We start from the raw sequence: 14,559 nt of genomic DNA on the forward strand, positions 1-14,559 counted from the left end.
GTTATTGGATTACTAACATAAAAACATTCCTTTCATGTAACAATAAAAAGACTAAACTTTTTGGAGGGAATGCCACTATGCCTAAAGATTCAGGCAATATCCATGTAGAGACAGAGGCACATAAAGATGGCTCAAGAGAAGGCATCATCACAAACGCTAATGGTGATACGATGGGAATTAAAACAGATGCAGGCAAAACAGATGCCAATCCTTTCCATGTTGATTCACTAAAAGCAGATGCTAATATGCAGCAATTTAGTCATACACTAAATGATGCATTTCCTAAGAAATAGGAAAACAGGATGCGCAGGCATCCTGTTTCTAGCTTAGTCCAAATCTTTCCTTTGCAATTGCCAGAAATTCTTCTTTGTTGATCTCTTGCTTGTGTTTATTTCCGTCTGCCCATTCTGTAAAGGAGTCTTGTGATAATACAATACTTCCTTTATCTGTCAACATGCTTATAAGCGGACCTTTATTAAAGCGCGAATCAGGATGCTCAACAATTTTTTTTTGCATTTCGATCATATCCTTAACATCACGAAAAGCTACAGTTGATTGAAAGGCATATCCTAACGTCCAATCCTCACTTTTATCCTTCAGCTTCATATAGAAACAATAGTCTCCATACTCAGTCTCTTCTTGCTTTACTTGAAATTGACCGTTTTCAGATTGGATAATTTCACCATCAAGGGGCACTGGTTTTAACGGCAGGTTTGCACCATATCCTGAATCGACAATATAACGTTTCCCATTTTCCTCAAGCAAAATCGTAGCATGTGTAGCACCTGTTTTACTCCAAACATTATTTGCAGCATCATAAGTGATTCCTTTTAACATGGTTACTTGGAAGCCGTTTTCAAGTAAAAACAGGTAGAGAAGTGGATTCAAATCAAAACAAAGACCGCCTTCATGTCGTCCAATAACCTTTTCCATTAAGTACTGTTCTGAAATAGCCTCTGTTCTTCCTTCGATAATGGCTGTATTTTCAAACGGTACTGTTTTAGCCATTCTTTCCAGAACAAATTCTAAATTGTGAAATGTAATAACCTCATCAAGAGGAAAGCCGATTCTCTCGCGAAAGCTTTTATTGATTTGTTGCATATAATTACTCCCTTTCTCCTAATGGAAGGCTTTCTCCTTGCAGCACAAGTACTGTCATGCCTTCCTCACTGCCAGATTCATGACCTTCTCCTTTTTCCCACAGAACGCCCTCACCTGACTGTATCGCTTGTTCTAGCTTATCAGCACCTTTTATCCAGCCTTTCCCTTCCATAACAATAAAGGCTTGAGCAACAGGGGCCTCATGATAGCCAACCAATCCGCCTGACTCAATATGGATAATCCCAATATTGACTGGTTTATCTGTTCTCATTATTTTGGTGTAATAAGCAGACATAGACTGATAATTGCCAATCTCTTTTCCTGCGAGCTTATTAAATGACATTATTTTCTTCATGCACTTCCACCTCTTGTCCAATCTATTATCGCATAGTTCATTTCAAGTACGGTAATGGACTGCTTATGAGATTATTTTTAAGATTTTTGTTTATGTTTTTTATAGGCTAATGGAGTCATCTGGATTTCCTTGCGAAATTTCAGAATAAAATAGCTCGTGCTATTAAAACCTACTCTATAGCCGACCTCGGTTATATTAGCATCCTCTTCTTGAAGTAACAGCAAGCTCTTCTGTATGCGATAATGCTCCAAATAACTGAAAGGTGATCTTTTCAAAATTCTTTTGAAATAGCGGCAGCATTCAGAGCGGCTCAATTGACCTGCAGAAGCAATATCCTCTAGGCTTACCTTCTCTTCATAGTGATGATGAATCCAATCGAGCATCATTTTCATTTTTTCATTTTTACTCGCCTCTGTTTTATTAAAAGCTGGCGGTATCCCATGCATCATTAAGCTTTTCCAAGCTTTAGCCAGCTGTGTACTTATATCAATTTCAAAAAAAGGCTGTTTTTCATTTAGCAAACGTTTAGTTTCTAGAATTGACTCCAGAATGATTTTCCCCCATTCCTTTTTGCCATCAATGCTGACATATGCAAGGTTGCTTGCTTGTACATAAGGATACACAAAGGTGGAAAACAGCTCTTGTGACAAAACAAAAGAAGGTGCTACATTCATGCATATATAGGAAGCAGCTTCTGTCTTTTCTTCTGCCATATGAAGTAAGCCGCTGTTAATAAACAGTCCGTTTCCTTCTAATAATTCCATTCTTTCCCCATTTATGTGAAATATGGCTTCACCCTTCTTCATGTATACAAATTGCAGCTCATCATGCCAATGAAGGGGAATATGGCCTTGAATGTTTTGGTTAATTGTTGTTTCATAGCATGCAATTGGCAAAAGAACGGTAAGATGCTCTGTCAGCTCTCTTAAATTATGATCAATTAAAAAATGGCCTGTATTCATACCGTCACCTCCATATTGTTATATTTTTTCATGTTATTTACGTATTTTCTAACGGTTTATTGCTTTATTATAACAATATATTTATATAAAGGTGGAAGAAATATGATTAGCAATGATCGAAAAAAAGGTTTGTTTTTTGTGATTACAGGGGCAGCATTTTGGGGTGTTGGCGGTACTGTTGCCCAGAAGCTGTTCCAATCTTATGAGGTAAATGTTGATTGGCTTGTTGTTGTTAGGCTGCTTTTGTCTGGCTGCATCCTGTTGCTACTTAAGCTTTTCAGCAAAAACCGCAGGGCAATTATTAATATATGGAAGGAGCCAAGCACTGCCATCAGACTTGTTTTATTTTCTGTTTTTGGAATGCTGGCAGTCCAATATACGTATATGGCATCCATCCATCATGGCAATGCAGCAGTTGCTACCCTGCTACAGTATTTATCTCCAATCATGATTATGCTGTATTATCTTGTCACAAGAAAAATGCGTTTGACTAAGGTGGATGTCTACACGGCTATTCTAGCATTATCAGGCTGTTTCTTCCTGCTTACAAACGGCACCTTCTCTGAGCTTTCCGTTCCTGTCCCTGCTGTCGTTTGGGGTGTTTTGTCCGGATTAGCTGCTGCCTTTTACACATTAAATGCAGGCTCGCTGCTAAAAAAATTCGACTCTTTAGTGGTAGTCGGCTGGGCAATGATTATCGGCGGACTTTGCTTAAATATAGTTGAACCGATTTGGAGAACAGCACCAGCTTCCATAACTGCTGTACAGCTTATTTATTTAGTGTTTGTTATCCTTTTTGGAACAATGATTGCCTTCTGGTTCTACATCAAAAGCCTTGAGACACTCATGCCAAAGGAGGCAAGCTTGTTAGGCAGCATTGAACCATTAGCAGCCTGTTTAACAACTGTTTTCTGGTTGAATATGCCTTTTGGATTATTCCAATGGCTTGGTGCAGCATGCATCATAAGTGTGGTACTGCTCCTTACCTCTAGCAAACGCCAAGCAGCTCCCTCTGCCTCTGATGACATTTCGATTTGATATAAGGAAGAAAAAAAGCTGCCGGTTGCTTCGGCAGCTTTCAAATTGCTTGTTTTTCGACATGATACTTATAAAATTTCTTATCTACCTCCATAAGAGGAAATGCTTTCGGAAGCTCCGACATCTCAATACTAGTAAAGCTGTTTTTCTCATAAAACCGATGCGCAGCTAAAAATTGTGGAGTTGTTCCTAAAAACACCTCTTTTACAGAACGCTCCTTTGCCCAATCAAGCGAATTCTGCAACAAACGAGCTGCTGTGTTAAATCCTGAACCGCGATAATCTTTGGCAACAAACATTTTCCGTAAAGCTACTTGGCTATTGCCAATATCAAGTAAAGCAATCGTTCCTATTACCCTGTTCTCCACACACGCAACCCAAAAGTTTCCTTTACCTCTTTGATAAAATGTTTCAATCATCATTAAGTCAGGCTGGTCTTCTTTTGTTATCGGAATATTATATTCCGTTTGCTGGATATGTATTATCAAGTCTAATACTTCTGTTTGATATTGCTCGGAATATGCTTTTACGATTGGTTCCTTGCTCATCTTGCCACCGCCCATACAATAATATTTTGTTCGTTTTTATCCTTTGTTTTAATTATGGAAGGAAACTAACTGTTAAAATTTCTGACTTTTCAGTCTATAATAACAAAAACATTTATTTTTTTCAAATAGAATAATTCTGTTCTTTTAAGGAAAATTTATTTTTTGGGAGGTGATTTATATGGCAAGAATTGGTGTAGAACAAGCATTAACAAATATTTCAGAAGCTCTTCGTGAGAAAGGGCATGAAATCGTTGACCTCAAGCAGGAGTCAGATGCACAAGGCTGTGATTGCTGTGTTATTTCAGGTGTCGATTCTAATGTAATGGGCATGCAGGATACACAAATGCAAGGCTCTGTTATTGAGGCAAACGGCCTCTCTGCTGATGAAGTATGTCAGCAGGTAGAACAACGAACAAGCAGATAAAAATGCAAGTCAGCCCGTTTCTATGGCGGGCCGGCTTCTCTCCTCCACCCCCCCCTCAGAATACATTCCTGTTTGTATGAAAATCGTCATTTTTGGCGATACCATTTACTAAAACATGATGATAGCCTATTGTTATTGGAACATGTTGTTTCCGTAAATATTCTATTCAAGATAATGTAGTTTTTTCCATCCTGTCATATGATGAAAATATATAGTGTGAAGGGAGATGAATGAAATGATTATCTTTTTAATCGGATTAGGCATATTGATTGTGGATGTGTTTTTCTAATTCTCCCAAATCCTTACAGGCTGATAAAAAACATGCCCCTTTTAAGCAATGTTTTTCATCAGCCTGAAATATTTATCAATTTGCCTTAAAATTATATAATGGTTTAATTACTTGGACAATTTCAATTGTATCATCTGTATGCTTCACAATATCCTCCATCGGTTTATAAGCCATTGGACTTTCATCCAATGTACTTTCATTAACAGAAGTCGTCCAAACATCCTTCATTACATCCTTGAATTGCTCTAATGACACCAATTCCTTTGCTTTTGTTCTGGACATTAATCTGCCTGCACCATGTGGAGCCGATTCATTCCAATCCTTATTCCCCTTGCCAATTGCAATAATGCTTCCATCTCTCATATTCATTGGAATAATCACTTTTTCATCTTTTCTGGCAGAGATTGCTCCTTTTCTGAGAATCATTTGCTCCATATCAATGTAATTGTGAATGGTCGTAAAGCTTTCAGATATGTTCCAGCGCATACGGGAAGTAATTTCCTCCACCATTGCCTTTCTGTTTAATAAAGCATAATGCTGGGCTATCTTCATGTCATTCATATAATGCTCAAAGCTTTTCCCCTGAAGGTATGCAAGATCCTTTTTAACATATGGTCGTTTCAGAGCCTTTAGTGTCTCTTCAATTTCACTTTCCCTTCCTGCTGCTTTCAGTTCATCAATCAAGCCTTGCCTTTCCTGATGTAAACTCAACAGCTCATTATATGCCAAGTTTTGATAATGCTCAGCAATTTGCTTACCCAAGTTTCTAGACCCAGAATGGATGACAAGCACAATTTTGTCATCCATTTCGTTCAACTCAACAAAATGATTACCTCCACCTAACGTACCAACAGATGACTTGGCTCTTTTCAAGTTAAACGGTGCCACTACATTGCGAAAGTCTACTCTTTTTGAGTAAGGGTGAAATTGACTACTTTCTCTTGTGGAAAAACCGCTTGGAATATGCTTTCGGATAACTTCATCCAGTTGGTCAAAATTCACTTCTGCTTTATTTTTATCGATGACTGCTACTTCCATGCCACAGCCAATATCTACACCAACTAAATTTGGGACAATTTTATCTGTTATCGTCATTGTTGTACCAATTGTGCAGCCTGCTCCAGCATGTGTATCTGGCATGATTCGTATTTTCGTACCTTTTGTAAATTCCTGATCACAAAGCTCCAGTATTTGAGACATCGCTGTTTCTTCCACTTTATCTGTATAAACTTTCGCATAATTATATTTTCCTTGGATTTCTAACATAATGATTCTCCTTTTTTGGATTGGAGGCAGCAATTAAAAACAGCAATCCATTGCAACCTTCCATATTTATACTTTACTGCCAATTCGCTCTTTCTAGTATTAAATCCTGCATTTTTTTCGAAATGAATGTAAAACCTATAAATGGGAAAACTTTTTTGTAGAATAATGCCTTTAGGAGAAACTTATGAAAAACAATACAAAAGCACCACTTACCTCTGCTGAAAAAGCGAATCTCTGGAATTTTTATATGGCGAACACAATGTCTCACTGTATGTTTCAGCATTTCTTAGCACAAAACAAACAGATTAAGGAAATTATTAAAGACAGTGATTTACTAAGAGGAAAATATTCCATTGCCAACAGGTTTTTCAGAGCAGGATGTGAACCTGACTGCACCTCGGCTGTTTTCCGATAGCTTCTACCTTTTATGCATAGACATGATGTATAAGCTAGGGTTAATCTTTTACAGCATCACATTACCAAATACAACGAGATTAGATATTCGGCTATTTATTACAGAAACAATGCATGATGCAGCTAACTATTCCAATTAAGTAACAGAGTTAATGTTAGAAACCGGAATTTATGTGCGACCACCAAATATTCCGACGATGAACACACAAGAAATGGTTCAGGACCAAAGCTTTTTTAATGGCTTTTTTGGTGATAAACGAACATTGACAGGACTTGAAATTTCCCAGTTATTCGCAAACATCCAGTTTAATACCATGAAAACAGTCCTTTTACTAGCATTCAGTCAGGTTGCAGAATCTAAAGAAATTCGGAACTACTTTATACGAGGAAAACATATAAATGTTAAACAAAATACTGTTTTCTCAAATGTCTTAAAGGAAGAAGATCTCCCCCTGACAATGCCAAGTCAATTTAATGTGACAACAACCAATATATCTCCGTTTTCAGATAAGTTGATGCTTTTTCATATCAGCAATCTATCGTCAGCAAAGCTCCGAAACTTCGGGGATTCCATTGCAGTCAGTCCTCGTCATGATTTGGGTTCCATCTATTTCCGGCTTATGGTGGAGACTTCAAATTATGCGGAAGATGGAGGAAACCTTTTAATTGAAAATAGCTGGATGGAAAAGCCTCCACATAATGTCGATTGGAATCTGCTCGCCAAGAAAAAGAAGTAACGATGCTAACCAGAGTTTGGCAGCTCTTTTCTTTGTGACTTCCTACTCTTTGACATTTCATATGTAATTTTATGATAACGAACATAATGCTCACTTCTTTTATCAAAAAAATAATAGCTGCCAAGTAAAAGGCAGCTATTACACATTCTACATTCACAGTCTGACAATACCTAATGTCTGATACTTTTTTAAAATCATCTCCACCATATTTGCCTTATCCTCCTCACAATTTATGATGAGCAGTACTTCTGCAGGAGAGCGTGCTGGTTTTTTCCGCTTGCTTTTTTTTATGGACAAATCCAACAATATCCCGACAAGAGCACCAGCCACCATACCGATTAATCCCCAAATAATAGGACCCAGATAAAGAACAAACCCGTAAATTGTCCCTAACAGCATCATAATCATGCTTATGCATGAAACTAAAAATAAATTCATACCATTATTATTAAAAGGATCAATAAAACTATATTCTGTCTGTTCGAGGAAAATAGGTTTTGCTAATATGCATTCACGACCAATATGGTTGTTTTCAAGTTCACTTATGGCAAGCTCCAGCTTTAAAGAATGTTCAAACAAAGATATGACAGTCATTATTTTTTCTCCAATATTTTCAAAAAGTCTCTTCTATTAGCCTGATTCCAATAGTTGTTTTCTAAAAAGCGCGCTTGCTCCATTTTAAAAAGACTGTTAAGTGTGATTGTATGATAATAGCTGTCACATACAGCAAAACAATATAACGAAGGCAAATACAGCGCCCATTGTGGATCGAGTGCAACTATTGCTTTAACATAATCTCCGTTGCAGGTGTAGTAGAAGCTGCTTAACAGGTTTGATTGATTTAATGTAATTAACAGCCAAAAACTTAAGTACAATCCTGTTGTAATATTGCGGATAATTAAATGTCCTAGTCCAGGTGTGATTATTGACCAAAAAACAGGTATCCATACACTTAACTTTTGAAAATAATTGATTTCAAATAGGCTTAATTGAAGACCTGGTATGGGGGCTTTTAGCCTTGCTGCAAGCTGAGAGAGTTGATTAATATCTGTTGCTAATCTATATGCATCCCATATATTGAAAATATAAACACCGATATAGATAAAAAAACATTTTATATCAAGGCATTGCTTCGCCATGTCAAAATGGCCAGTACAAGAATAGACAATAGCTAAATTTAGCTTCGTTTCTGTATTAACAACAAACTCAAAAAGGAATAAAATGAATCCTTTCCATCGTTTCCCTAACATGATATGACCTGCACCAGGCATCGCCATTCCCCACCATAATGGCATATACGGGTTAATTACACGCAAATAATTACTACCTAAGGATGTTATTTTAACTTGAGGTCTTCTTAGCACATCATGCATCCTACTCACCAGTTTCTCTAGATGTATATTATGTATGATTCTCCAAGAAGCTCTTTTTATTCGAGCAGCATCATTCTTTATATAAAGTTACTCTACTCCATTTTCTTTAACATTTATTTTATGTTCATTACAGTTTATTTCTGGATATTTTATCAGTAAAATAACTATATGCCATATGTACTAAAGCAGCTATTTATTTATAAAATTAGTATACGGAAGTATATATTTATCCAGTACTAGCAAAAATAAAAACAAAAAGGCGGGAGTCATTGGACGAGATGAAAAAAGAAGAAGTAATATCAGATGATTTTTTAGAAAAGCTTGTAGAGGAAATCAATGAGCTGTATGGGTGGGATGAAACGGAAAGGCCTGTAGAGGAATAGCTAATGGCGAAGTATAAAAGGGCCATGACAAAATGTTAGTCCTCATTCTATCATGGCAAAATACAATAGTATTAGAGCTACTACTCTAGGCATTTGGAAATAGCCCTACTATCCTAGTATAACGTTCTTTATTAAGAATGTCTCCTATTTTTTTAAATTTATTACAAATTATTTCTATCCATTAATTAAATGGAAGAGTAAACTGCCAGGAAACCCCATACTTATCGATAATCCATCCAAATTTTCTGCTGAAGGAATAATCTCCAAGAGCCATAAGCTCATGGCCTCCACTAACGAATGCTTGATAATAATGGTCAATTTGCTCCTCTGTTTCACATTCAACATAAATGGAGAATGAGGGGGTAAATCCAAAGTCATGAGCTATATTGCTGTCTATACACATGAACTCTTGGTTCTTCAATGTGAAGACAGCTTGCATGATGCTTCCTTCCTCTCCAGCTTCGTCTTTACCGTAACGGATCACATTCTTTATACTTGAGTCTTCTATTATGGTTGTATAAAAACGAATCGCTTCTTCCGCATTTCCTTGAAACATTAAAAATGGGGTTATCTTAGTCATTGGTTTGTGCCCTCCAACCATTAAAATCTTTTTTTATTAAAGAGTACATATACAGGTCGTCCATTTTTCCGCACGTAAATTCATAGCTTCTCAGCAAGCCTTCACACAAAAACCCATGCTTTTTGAGCAAGCTTTGTGAAGACAAGTTGGGCGGTTCAATCAGTGCTTGAATTCTTTCAAGTCCCATATGCTCAAAGCCGTATTGAACGACTGCCTTTAAAGCTTCACTAGCAAGCCCTTGTCCCCAGTAATTCTTATGCAGCTCATAGCCGATTTCTGTCCGAAAATGACGCTTATCCCAATTCAAAAATCCGCAGCTGCCAAGCACCTTGCCATTTTCTTTTAGTGTAATTCCCCATCTTATGCCCGTTTGCTTTATTTGAATTGACTTGTACCATTCGACTTCCTCCAGCACATCCTCTAGTGACTGAAAAGGCTCCATCCCATAATATTTCATGACATCCTTGTCAGAAAGATACTCGAGAATATCTAATGCATCTTCATTTTGGATTTCTCTTAACAGTAACCGTTCTGTTTGCAGGACAGGAAAATCATTTGACTCGGAGTACAATTTGTCCCCCTCCATTCCTAATAGTAAAACGCTATTTATAAGACTCCATAAAGATAGGCGCAACCTTACATGGCAAAACATCGATCCTTTGCCATACATTGCCTGTCACATACGGTTCTTCCTTCAGCCACTCATCAAGCGCTTCTTTTGATGGGTAGTCTACTACCATCATCGAACCAATCATTTTTTCTGTATCATCCAATAAGGCAGCACCATATAAATGATTGCCCTCATTAAATCGTTTCTCAACCGACTTTAAATGCTCTTCTCTTGCACGCAATCTTCTTTCCAATGCATATTCATCTGTACCGTCATATGCTGTTACAACAAACTGCATGGTCATTTCCCCTTTTATTCAATAGGATGTATTTCCTTATATTTCTTCGACGCAAAAAACACTTTTCCTTCTGGAAAAGTGTTTTAGCTTTCAGATGTAAATGGTAATTTAGTTGGACAGCTCTTTCAGCATTTTTGTTAGTTCATTAAATTTAGCATCAAGCTCGGGATATTCTTTATCTTGCGGGAGCATAAAGCTGAGCCTTCCTAAAATCTCTTGTCTTTCTGTTTCGAGCTTTAGCCTCAGCTCTTTTTTGTCATCTCTTGCAGGTGCATGACTTTGCCATTGTTTGCGAATTCCTGTATCTGTTATAACAAGTTGGCTTGTTGTTGTTTTCTCAAGGAAATAGCGATCATGGGACACGATAAGCAACGTTCCATTATATTGTGACAACGTCTCCTCCAGCTGTTCACGAGAGGCAAGGTCAAGGTGATTGGTCGGTTCATCTAAGAGCAAAACGTCCTTATCCTCAAGGATATATGCCATTAGCTTGCATTTGACACGCTCACCCATACTCATTAACTCAATCGGTTCCCGCCATTGAGCTGCTGTGAACCCCAAATGCCTCATTAGCGTTTGAACCCTTCCTCTCTCTTCAAAGGTTTCCTTATAAAAAAGCTGCTCTGGTGTTGAATCAAGGGGCAAATCAAATACCTCCTGTGTTAAATAGCCAATACTGGCAGCAGGTGACACCCAAATATCCCCTTTTCCAATTACACTTCCGACAATCATTTTCAACAATGTGGACTTACCGCTGCCATTTACACCTGTAAGGGCAATTCTTTCTCCATGTTTAATTGTAAAATGTACATCCTGAAACAAGGTGCGTTCACCAAATGATTTCGACAACCCTTTCACTTCTAAAAAACGTTTGCCAACCTTATTGTTTGCTGTAATGGAGAACTGAACAGAATGCTCCTCTGTAACAGGCTCGACATTCCGCTTTGCGAGTTCCTTTTCTAAACGTTTTTGTTTTGATTTTACTTGAGCATCCATACGCTTTGCTTTAACACGATAGTATTCCTTCACGCCTTCTTTTTTTGTTGACTGCGCATGAGCCTTTTGTGACCATGTATTCAACTCTTTTATTTGACCTTGAATTTGTTCAGTCATTTTTTGCTGTTTTTCATATTCTCGTTGCTGCACCAATCTCTTCGCATTGCGGGCCTTCATATAGTCAGAATAATTCCCCTTATGCTCTATAAGCTTCTTATCCTCTATTGCCCAGATTTTTGTGGCAACAGCATCAAGAAAGTAGCGGTCATGGGAAACTAAAATAATCGTTCCTTTATATTCCTTTATCTGTTTTTGCAGCAAATCAAGACTTTGGCTGTCAAGGTGATTCGTCGGTTCGTCTAACAGCAAGAGATCTGCTTCACTTGCAAAGCCTTGTGCAAGCCTGACTTTCAATTTTTCACCGCCGCTTAAATGTTCATATGGCAAAACAGGCACAGACCATTTTTCAAGAAGTCTTGTTTCCTCGACAGATTTATTTGCTGAAAAATATGTTTTTGCCTCCTGAACAACAAAGACAACATCCAAACCTTGATTAAGCCACTGTATTTGCCCGTCAGCAGGCTTAATATCTTCGTTTAATAAATGTAATAGTGTTGATTTACCGGCACCATTATTGCCGATAATCCCTATGACATCTTCATGCTGAACTGATGCATTTACCTTTTCAAACAGGAGCTGATCTGCCACCTCATACCTTATATTATGCAATTTCATTATTTCTTTCATATAATCAATCCCTCATTTCATAGGGAGGACAAAAAAATCCTCCCAAAATAAATTTTGGAAGGATTAGCCGGACATTTTAAGCATCATGAAATAAGCTGTTTTAAAACAGCTATATAGAAAATGGGCAGACTAATCCTATTTTAGTTTAATTTGCATTATGCATTTCAACTGAAAAAATAAGATTAGTTATCCATCGGCCACCCATCATCCCTTCTGCTTTAGTAATATAAGTGTAGCATAACCTCTTTTTAGGATGCAATGGGCAATTCTGCAAAAGAGGTTATGGTCCTCAATTAATAACAGTATTATCAAGCTGTCGTTTATTCTTTTCCCATTCTTCCCGCAGCAATCCCATACGAATTGAATCATAGTAAACACCATTATAGAAACGGCATTTTCTTAACCGCGCTTCGAGCTGCATTCCAAGCTTTTCCCCGACCTTCATCATGCGCCTATTGCCTGACCAAGTCGTAAAGCCGACTCTTACAAGTGGAAGTGTTTGAAATAGATGGTTTATCCACAGCTTCAGCGCCCTTGTACCATATCCACCGCTCCAAAACTTTGGATCATATAGGACGATTCCCATTTCAAGCCAGTTTGATGGCTTATGCTCCCAATAATAGCTGACAGTTCCGATAAGCTTTCCATCTGTCTCTATCGCCCAAAAATCATCTTGATAAAGATACTTGTCTTTTTGCTTTTGAAAGTCATCCCATGAAATTGCCTGATGCGCAAAATAAGGAGCATCCCATTTTTTCCATTCCGGGTCTTCCTCTTTATATGCCATTTCCCAAAGAGGATAAAGGTCGTTTTTCGTTATCTGTCTAATAATCACGTTTGCTTCTTTATAAGACACAACACGGCTTGGAGTTTCCCCAAGCAAAATTCTCTCTAAGTCTTGCACACTATTTGCAAGAAATGTGGGACTGCACGCAGTTAATTCTTCTCTTGCACCATATCCATATGTAACAGCTATTGAATCTATGCCCGTGTTATTTGCACCTATTAAATCATACTTCCTGTCACCAATCATAATAAAGTCTTGCAGTGAAAAGTCCTTGTAAAGCTTAAGTATGTATTCAATAATCTCTGCTTTTTCTGACCTTGTTCCATCTTGATTACTTCCGACAATAACATCAAAATAGGAAAAAATGTTAAAATATTCTGCTATTTTTTCTGCAAATGCTGTCCATTTAGATGTAGCTATAGCAAGAATACAACCTTGGTCCTTTAATTTTTGGAGCAAGCCTGCCATTTCTGGATAAAGCAAATTTTCATACATGCCAGTCTCTTTATATCTTTCTCTGTAAAAATGAATCCCCTTTTGAATTGTTTCCTTATCAAATCCATAAAAATCAGCAAAAGACACATGCAAAGGTGGGCCAATAAAGCATTCTAAATCATCCAAATCCGGCACTTGTCTATCAAGCATGCTCAACGCATATTGCACCGATTTCGTAATACCAACCTTCGGATCTGAGAGTGTCCCATCTAAATCAAACAAAATGACCTTATATGAACTCATTGCGGTATCCTCTCCCTTTCTAGTAACCATTATATATAAATGTAAGAGTAGTAATAAATTCCAACAATATACAACACTACTCTTTTCTTCTGTCAACCAGCTCTTTATAGATAAAAACTAGCATCACAAATATGGCTACTGTTAACATGCCATGGATTTCATATCTTAAAACCTCTGCCACATACGGAATTGCGGGAACAATGAAAGCTACTAATACGCTTATTAGGACTGCTGAGACAACCTTATTCATGATAAATGACTCCTAACTTTGTTATAAGTAAATCTTTAATTCTATCATATTCTCTTTTAGTAATTTATGTAAATAAAAAGTTACAACTACTGAAATCTGAATAGTGCTTAGTTCATGAAAATAAATACAAAAAGCTGCTTCATTCAGCAGCTTTTTGCACAATTATCCAAATACTAATGACGCTCTCAAATCATGAATACCATGCTCCAAATAGGCTTTTAGGCATGTGATGGTATAGACCCAGCCTTCCTTTTGGTTGAGCAGCTTTTCCACTAACAAGGGATCGTCTTCTTTAAAGCCTGATTCTTTCACTTCCAAAACTGTTTTCAAGTTATGCTCTTTAAGTGTGATGGAAACGATTGTTTCTTCGTGCTTTTCACCCCATGCGAACACGATTTTCTCCTTTTCTGCTACTTCCATTATACGAATAGCAACTTCTGCCTGATACTCCTCGTATCTCAATAGTACTGTGTTTCCTTCTGTCCACTTTTCGGAGCTAGAACTAAACCAGTAGTTACCAATCTTTTCTGGATTTATTATCGCTACAAACACTTCCTCAGCAGGTTTGCTTATTTGCAGTTTAACCGTTACCTCTGTTAACACTTTATCGCCCCTCCTTGTTTTTTAGCTATCATATCACAGGCAATAAGCTAAACCAAACTGC

General features: G+C 37.5%; 21 protein-coding genes and 1 pseudogene. 7 read left to right on the forward strand and 15 right to left on the reverse strand.

Going from position 1 to position 14,559, the window contains the following annotated elements; all coding sequences use genetic code 11:
* Window positions 1-77: 77 nt before the first annotated feature.
* Entirely contained in the window at window positions 78-293 is a 216-nt protein-coding gene (locus NQZ71_RS14030; protein ID WP_317010879.1) for a hypothetical protein, read from the forward strand.
* A gap of 28 nt (window positions 294-321) precedes the next feature.
* Here NQZ71_RS14030 and NQZ71_RS14035 read toward each other — a convergent pair whose 3' ends face one another.
* The 3 genes from NQZ71_RS14035 to NQZ71_RS14045 form a co-directional block, all read right to left on the reverse strand.
* Complete coding sequence (locus NQZ71_RS14035; RefSeq protein ID WP_317010880.1) at window positions 322-1,101, reverse strand: arylamine N-acetyltransferase family protein; 780 nt, start codon at window positions 1,099-1,101, stop codon at window positions 322-324.
* 4 nt (window positions 1,102-1,105) lie between these two features.
* Window positions 1,106-1,456, reverse strand: a complete 351-nt coding sequence (locus tag NQZ71_RS14040; RefSeq protein WP_260055680.1) for a cupin — start codon at window positions 1,454-1,456, stop codon at window positions 1,106-1,108.
* A gap of 77 nt (window positions 1,457-1,533) precedes the next feature.
* A complete protein-coding gene (locus tag NQZ71_RS14045) occupies window positions 1,534-2,418 on the reverse strand; it encodes an AraC family transcriptional regulator (RefSeq protein WP_317010881.1) in 885 nt (294 codons plus the stop codon).
* Between the two features lie 102 nt (window positions 2,419-2,520).
* On the opposite strand from NQZ71_RS14045, the gene NQZ71_RS14050 reads away from it, so the two are divergent.
* Window positions 2,521-3,456, forward strand: a complete 936-nt coding sequence (locus NQZ71_RS14050) for an EamA family transporter (protein WP_317010882.1) — start codon at window positions 2,521-2,523, stop codon at window positions 3,454-3,456.
* 40 nt (window positions 3,457-3,496) lie between these two features.
* On the opposite strand, the gene NQZ71_RS14055 is transcribed toward NQZ71_RS14050, so the two are convergent.
* A complete protein-coding gene (locus NQZ71_RS14055; protein ID WP_275005153.1) occupies window positions 3,497-4,003 on the reverse strand; it encodes a GNAT family N-acetyltransferase in 507 nt (168 codons plus the stop codon).
* A gap of 178 nt (window positions 4,004-4,181) precedes the next feature.
* Here NQZ71_RS14055 and NQZ71_RS14060 point away from each other — a divergent pair, with 178 nt between their 5' ends.
* Window positions 4,182-4,427, forward strand: a complete 246-nt coding sequence (locus NQZ71_RS14060) for a YkuS family protein (protein WP_144454679.1) — start codon at window positions 4,182-4,184, stop codon at window positions 4,425-4,427.
* Between the two features lie 364 nt (window positions 4,428-4,791).
* Here NQZ71_RS14060 and NQZ71_RS14065 read toward each other — a convergent pair whose 3' ends face one another.
* Window positions 4,792-5,982 (reverse strand): RtcB family protein, encoded by a 1,191-nt coding sequence (locus NQZ71_RS14065; RefSeq protein WP_144454678.1) that lies wholly within the window; start codon window positions 5,980-5,982, stop codon window positions 4,792-4,794.
* 184 nt (window positions 5,983-6,166) lie between these two features.
* Between NQZ71_RS14065 and NQZ71_RS14070 the strand changes: the two genes are divergently transcribed.
* The 3 genes from NQZ71_RS14070 to NQZ71_RS14080 are packed head-to-tail and all read left to right on the forward strand — an operon-like array spanning window position 6,167 to window position 7,133.
* A complete protein-coding gene (locus NQZ71_RS14070) occupies window positions 6,167-6,397 on the forward strand; it encodes a DUF3231 family protein (RefSeq protein ID WP_317010884.1) in 231 nt (76 codons plus the stop codon).
* The gene (locus NQZ71_RS14075; protein ID WP_317010885.1) at window positions 6,363-6,536 is read left to right on the forward strand and encodes a DUF3231 family protein; all 174 of its coding nucleotides are present in this window, start codon (window positions 6,363-6,365) and stop codon (window positions 6,534-6,536) included. The genes NQZ71_RS14070 and NQZ71_RS14075 overlap by 35 nt, the downstream gene beginning before the upstream one ends.
* A gap of 12 nt (window positions 6,537-6,548) precedes the next feature.
* Window positions 6,549-7,133 (forward strand): DUF3231 family protein, encoded by a 585-nt coding sequence (locus NQZ71_RS14080; protein WP_317010886.1) that lies wholly within the window; start codon window positions 6,549-6,551, stop codon window positions 7,131-7,133.
* A gap of 153 nt (window positions 7,134-7,286) precedes the next feature.
* Here the strand turns inward: NQZ71_RS14080 and NQZ71_RS14085 are convergent, their stop codons facing one another.
* Together NQZ71_RS14085 and NQZ71_RS14090 are read right to left on the reverse strand one after the other, a co-directional pair.
* On the reverse strand, window positions 7,287-7,727 hold the full coding sequence (locus NQZ71_RS14085; RefSeq protein ID WP_275005148.1) for a hypothetical protein: 441 nt from the start codon (window positions 7,725-7,727) through the stop codon (window positions 7,287-7,289).
* On the reverse strand, window positions 7,727-8,497 hold the full coding sequence (locus NQZ71_RS14090) for a hypothetical protein (RefSeq protein ID WP_317010887.1): 771 nt from the start codon (window positions 8,495-8,497) through the stop codon (window positions 7,727-7,729). Before NQZ71_RS14090 ends, NQZ71_RS14085 begins: the two co-directional genes overlap by 1 nt.
* A 278-nt stretch (window positions 8,498-8,775) precedes the next feature.
* Between NQZ71_RS14090 and NQZ71_RS14095 the strand changes: the two genes are divergently transcribed.
* Window positions 8,776-8,889 (forward strand): bacitracin ABC transporter ATP-binding protein, encoded by a 114-nt coding sequence (locus NQZ71_RS14095; RefSeq protein WP_394374111.1) that lies wholly within the window; start codon window positions 8,776-8,778, stop codon window positions 8,887-8,889.
* A 181-nt stretch (window positions 8,890-9,070) separates the two neighbouring features.
* On the opposite strand, the gene NQZ71_RS14100 is transcribed toward NQZ71_RS14095, so the two are convergent.
* The 8 genes and pseudogenes from NQZ71_RS14100 to NQZ71_RS14135 all read right to left on the reverse strand — a co-directional run bounded on the left by NQZ71_RS14100 (window position 9,071) and on the right by NQZ71_RS14135 (window position 14,498).
* Window positions 9,071-9,469, reverse strand: a complete 399-nt coding sequence (locus tag NQZ71_RS14100) for a VOC family protein (protein WP_317010889.1) — start codon at window positions 9,467-9,469, stop codon at window positions 9,071-9,073.
* Window positions 9,462-10,040 carry a GNAT family N-acetyltransferase gene (locus NQZ71_RS14105; protein WP_317010890.1) on the reverse strand — a complete coding sequence of 193 codons (579 nt, stop codon included), beginning with the start codon at window positions 10,038-10,040 and terminating at the stop codon, window positions 9,462-9,464. The genes NQZ71_RS14100 and NQZ71_RS14105 overlap by 8 nt, the downstream gene beginning before the upstream one ends.
* A gap of 31 nt (window positions 10,041-10,071) precedes the next feature.
* The gene (locus NQZ71_RS14110; protein WP_144454672.1) at window positions 10,072-10,377 is read right to left on the reverse strand and encodes a YciI family protein; all 306 of its coding nucleotides are present in this window, start codon (window positions 10,375-10,377) and stop codon (window positions 10,072-10,074) included.
* Between the two features lie 108 nt (window positions 10,378-10,485).
* On the reverse strand, window positions 10,486-12,120 hold the full coding sequence (abc-f, locus tag NQZ71_RS14115; protein WP_317010891.1) for a ribosomal protection-like ABC-F family protein: 1,635 nt from the start codon (window positions 12,118-12,120) through the stop codon (window positions 10,486-10,488).
* A 289-nt stretch (window positions 12,121-12,409) separates the two neighbouring features.
* Entirely contained in the window at window positions 12,410-12,907 is a 498-nt protein-coding gene (locus NQZ71_RS14120) for a GNAT family N-acetyltransferase (protein ID WP_375545281.1), read from the reverse strand.
* Window positions 12,908-13,024: 117 nt separating this feature from the next.
* Window positions 13,025-13,675: pseudogene (locus NQZ71_RS14125) on the reverse strand (HAD hydrolase-like protein); the annotation flags it as partial.
* 46 nt (window positions 13,676-13,721) lie between these two features.
* Window positions 13,722-13,895, reverse strand: a complete 174-nt coding sequence (locus tag NQZ71_RS14130; RefSeq protein WP_275005136.1) for a hypothetical protein — start codon at window positions 13,893-13,895, stop codon at window positions 13,722-13,724.
* A 162-nt stretch (window positions 13,896-14,057) separates the two neighbouring features.
* A complete protein-coding gene (locus NQZ71_RS14135) occupies window positions 14,058-14,498 on the reverse strand; it encodes an SRPBCC domain-containing protein (protein ID WP_317010892.1) in 441 nt (146 codons plus the stop codon).
* Window positions 14,499-14,559 lie beyond the last annotated feature (61 nt).

The sequence above is a fragment of the Niallia taxi genome, assembly GCF_032818155.1.
Lineage (GTDB): Bacteria > Bacillota > Bacilli > Bacillales > Cytobacillaceae > Niallia > Niallia taxi_A.

Bases quoted from the DNA above. Each gene is read 5' to 3' on its own strand.
- NQZ71_RS14030 (WP_317010879.1), top strand. From the start codon at position 78: ATGCCTAAAGATTCAGGCAATATCCATGTAGAGACAGAGGCACATAAA.
- NQZ71_RS14035 (WP_317010880.1), bottom strand. From the start codon at position 1,101: ATGCAACAAATCAATAAAAGCTTTCGCGAGAGAATCGGCTTTCCTCTT.
- NQZ71_RS14040 (WP_260055680.1), bottom strand. From the start codon at position 1,456: ATGAAGAAAATAATGTCATTTAATAAGCTCGCAGGAAAAGAGATTGGC.
- NQZ71_RS14045 (WP_317010881.1), bottom strand. From the start codon at position 2,418: ATGAATACAGGCCATTTTTTAATTGATCATAATTTAAGAGAGCTGACA.
- NQZ71_RS14050 (WP_317010882.1), top strand. From the start codon at position 2,521: ATGATTAGCAATGATCGAAAAAAAGGTTTGTTTTTTGTGATTACAGGG.
- NQZ71_RS14055 (WP_275005153.1), bottom strand. From the start codon at position 4,003: ATGAGCAAGGAACCAATCGTAAAAGCATATTCCGAGCAATATCAAACA.
- NQZ71_RS14060 (WP_144454679.1), top strand. From the start codon at position 4,182: ATGGCAAGAATTGGTGTAGAACAAGCATTAACAAATATTTCAGAAGCT.
- NQZ71_RS14065 (WP_144454678.1), bottom strand. From the start codon at position 5,982: ATGTTAGAAATCCAAGGAAAATATAATTATGCGAAAGTTTATACAGAT.
- NQZ71_RS14070 (WP_317010884.1), top strand. From the start codon at position 6,167: ATGAAAAACAATACAAAAGCACCACTTACCTCTGCTGAAAAAGCGAAT.
- NQZ71_RS14080 (WP_317010886.1), top strand. From the start codon at position 6,549: ATGTTAGAAACCGGAATTTATGTGCGACCACCAAATATTCCGACGATG.
- NQZ71_RS14085 (WP_275005148.1), bottom strand. From the start codon at position 7,727: ATGACTGTCATATCTTTGTTTGAACATTCTTTAAAGCTGGAGCTTGCC.
- NQZ71_RS14100 (WP_317010889.1), bottom strand. From the start codon at position 9,469: ATGACTAAGATAACCCCATTTTTAATGTTTCAAGGAAATGCGGAAGAA.
- NQZ71_RS14110 (WP_144454672.1), bottom strand. From the start codon at position 10,377: ATGCAGTTTGTTGTAACAGCATATGACGGTACAGATGAATATGCATTG.
- abc-f (WP_317010891.1), bottom strand. From the start codon at position 12,120: ATGAAAGAAATAATGAAATTGCATAATATAAGGTATGAGGTGGCAGAT.
- NQZ71_RS14120 (WP_375545281.1), bottom strand. From the start codon at position 12,907: ATGGCATATAAAGAGGAAGACCCGGAATGGAAAAAATGGGATGCTCCT.
- NQZ71_RS14130 (WP_275005136.1), bottom strand. From the start codon at position 13,895: ATGAATAAGGTTGTCTCAGCAGTCCTAATAAGCGTATTAGTAGCTTTC.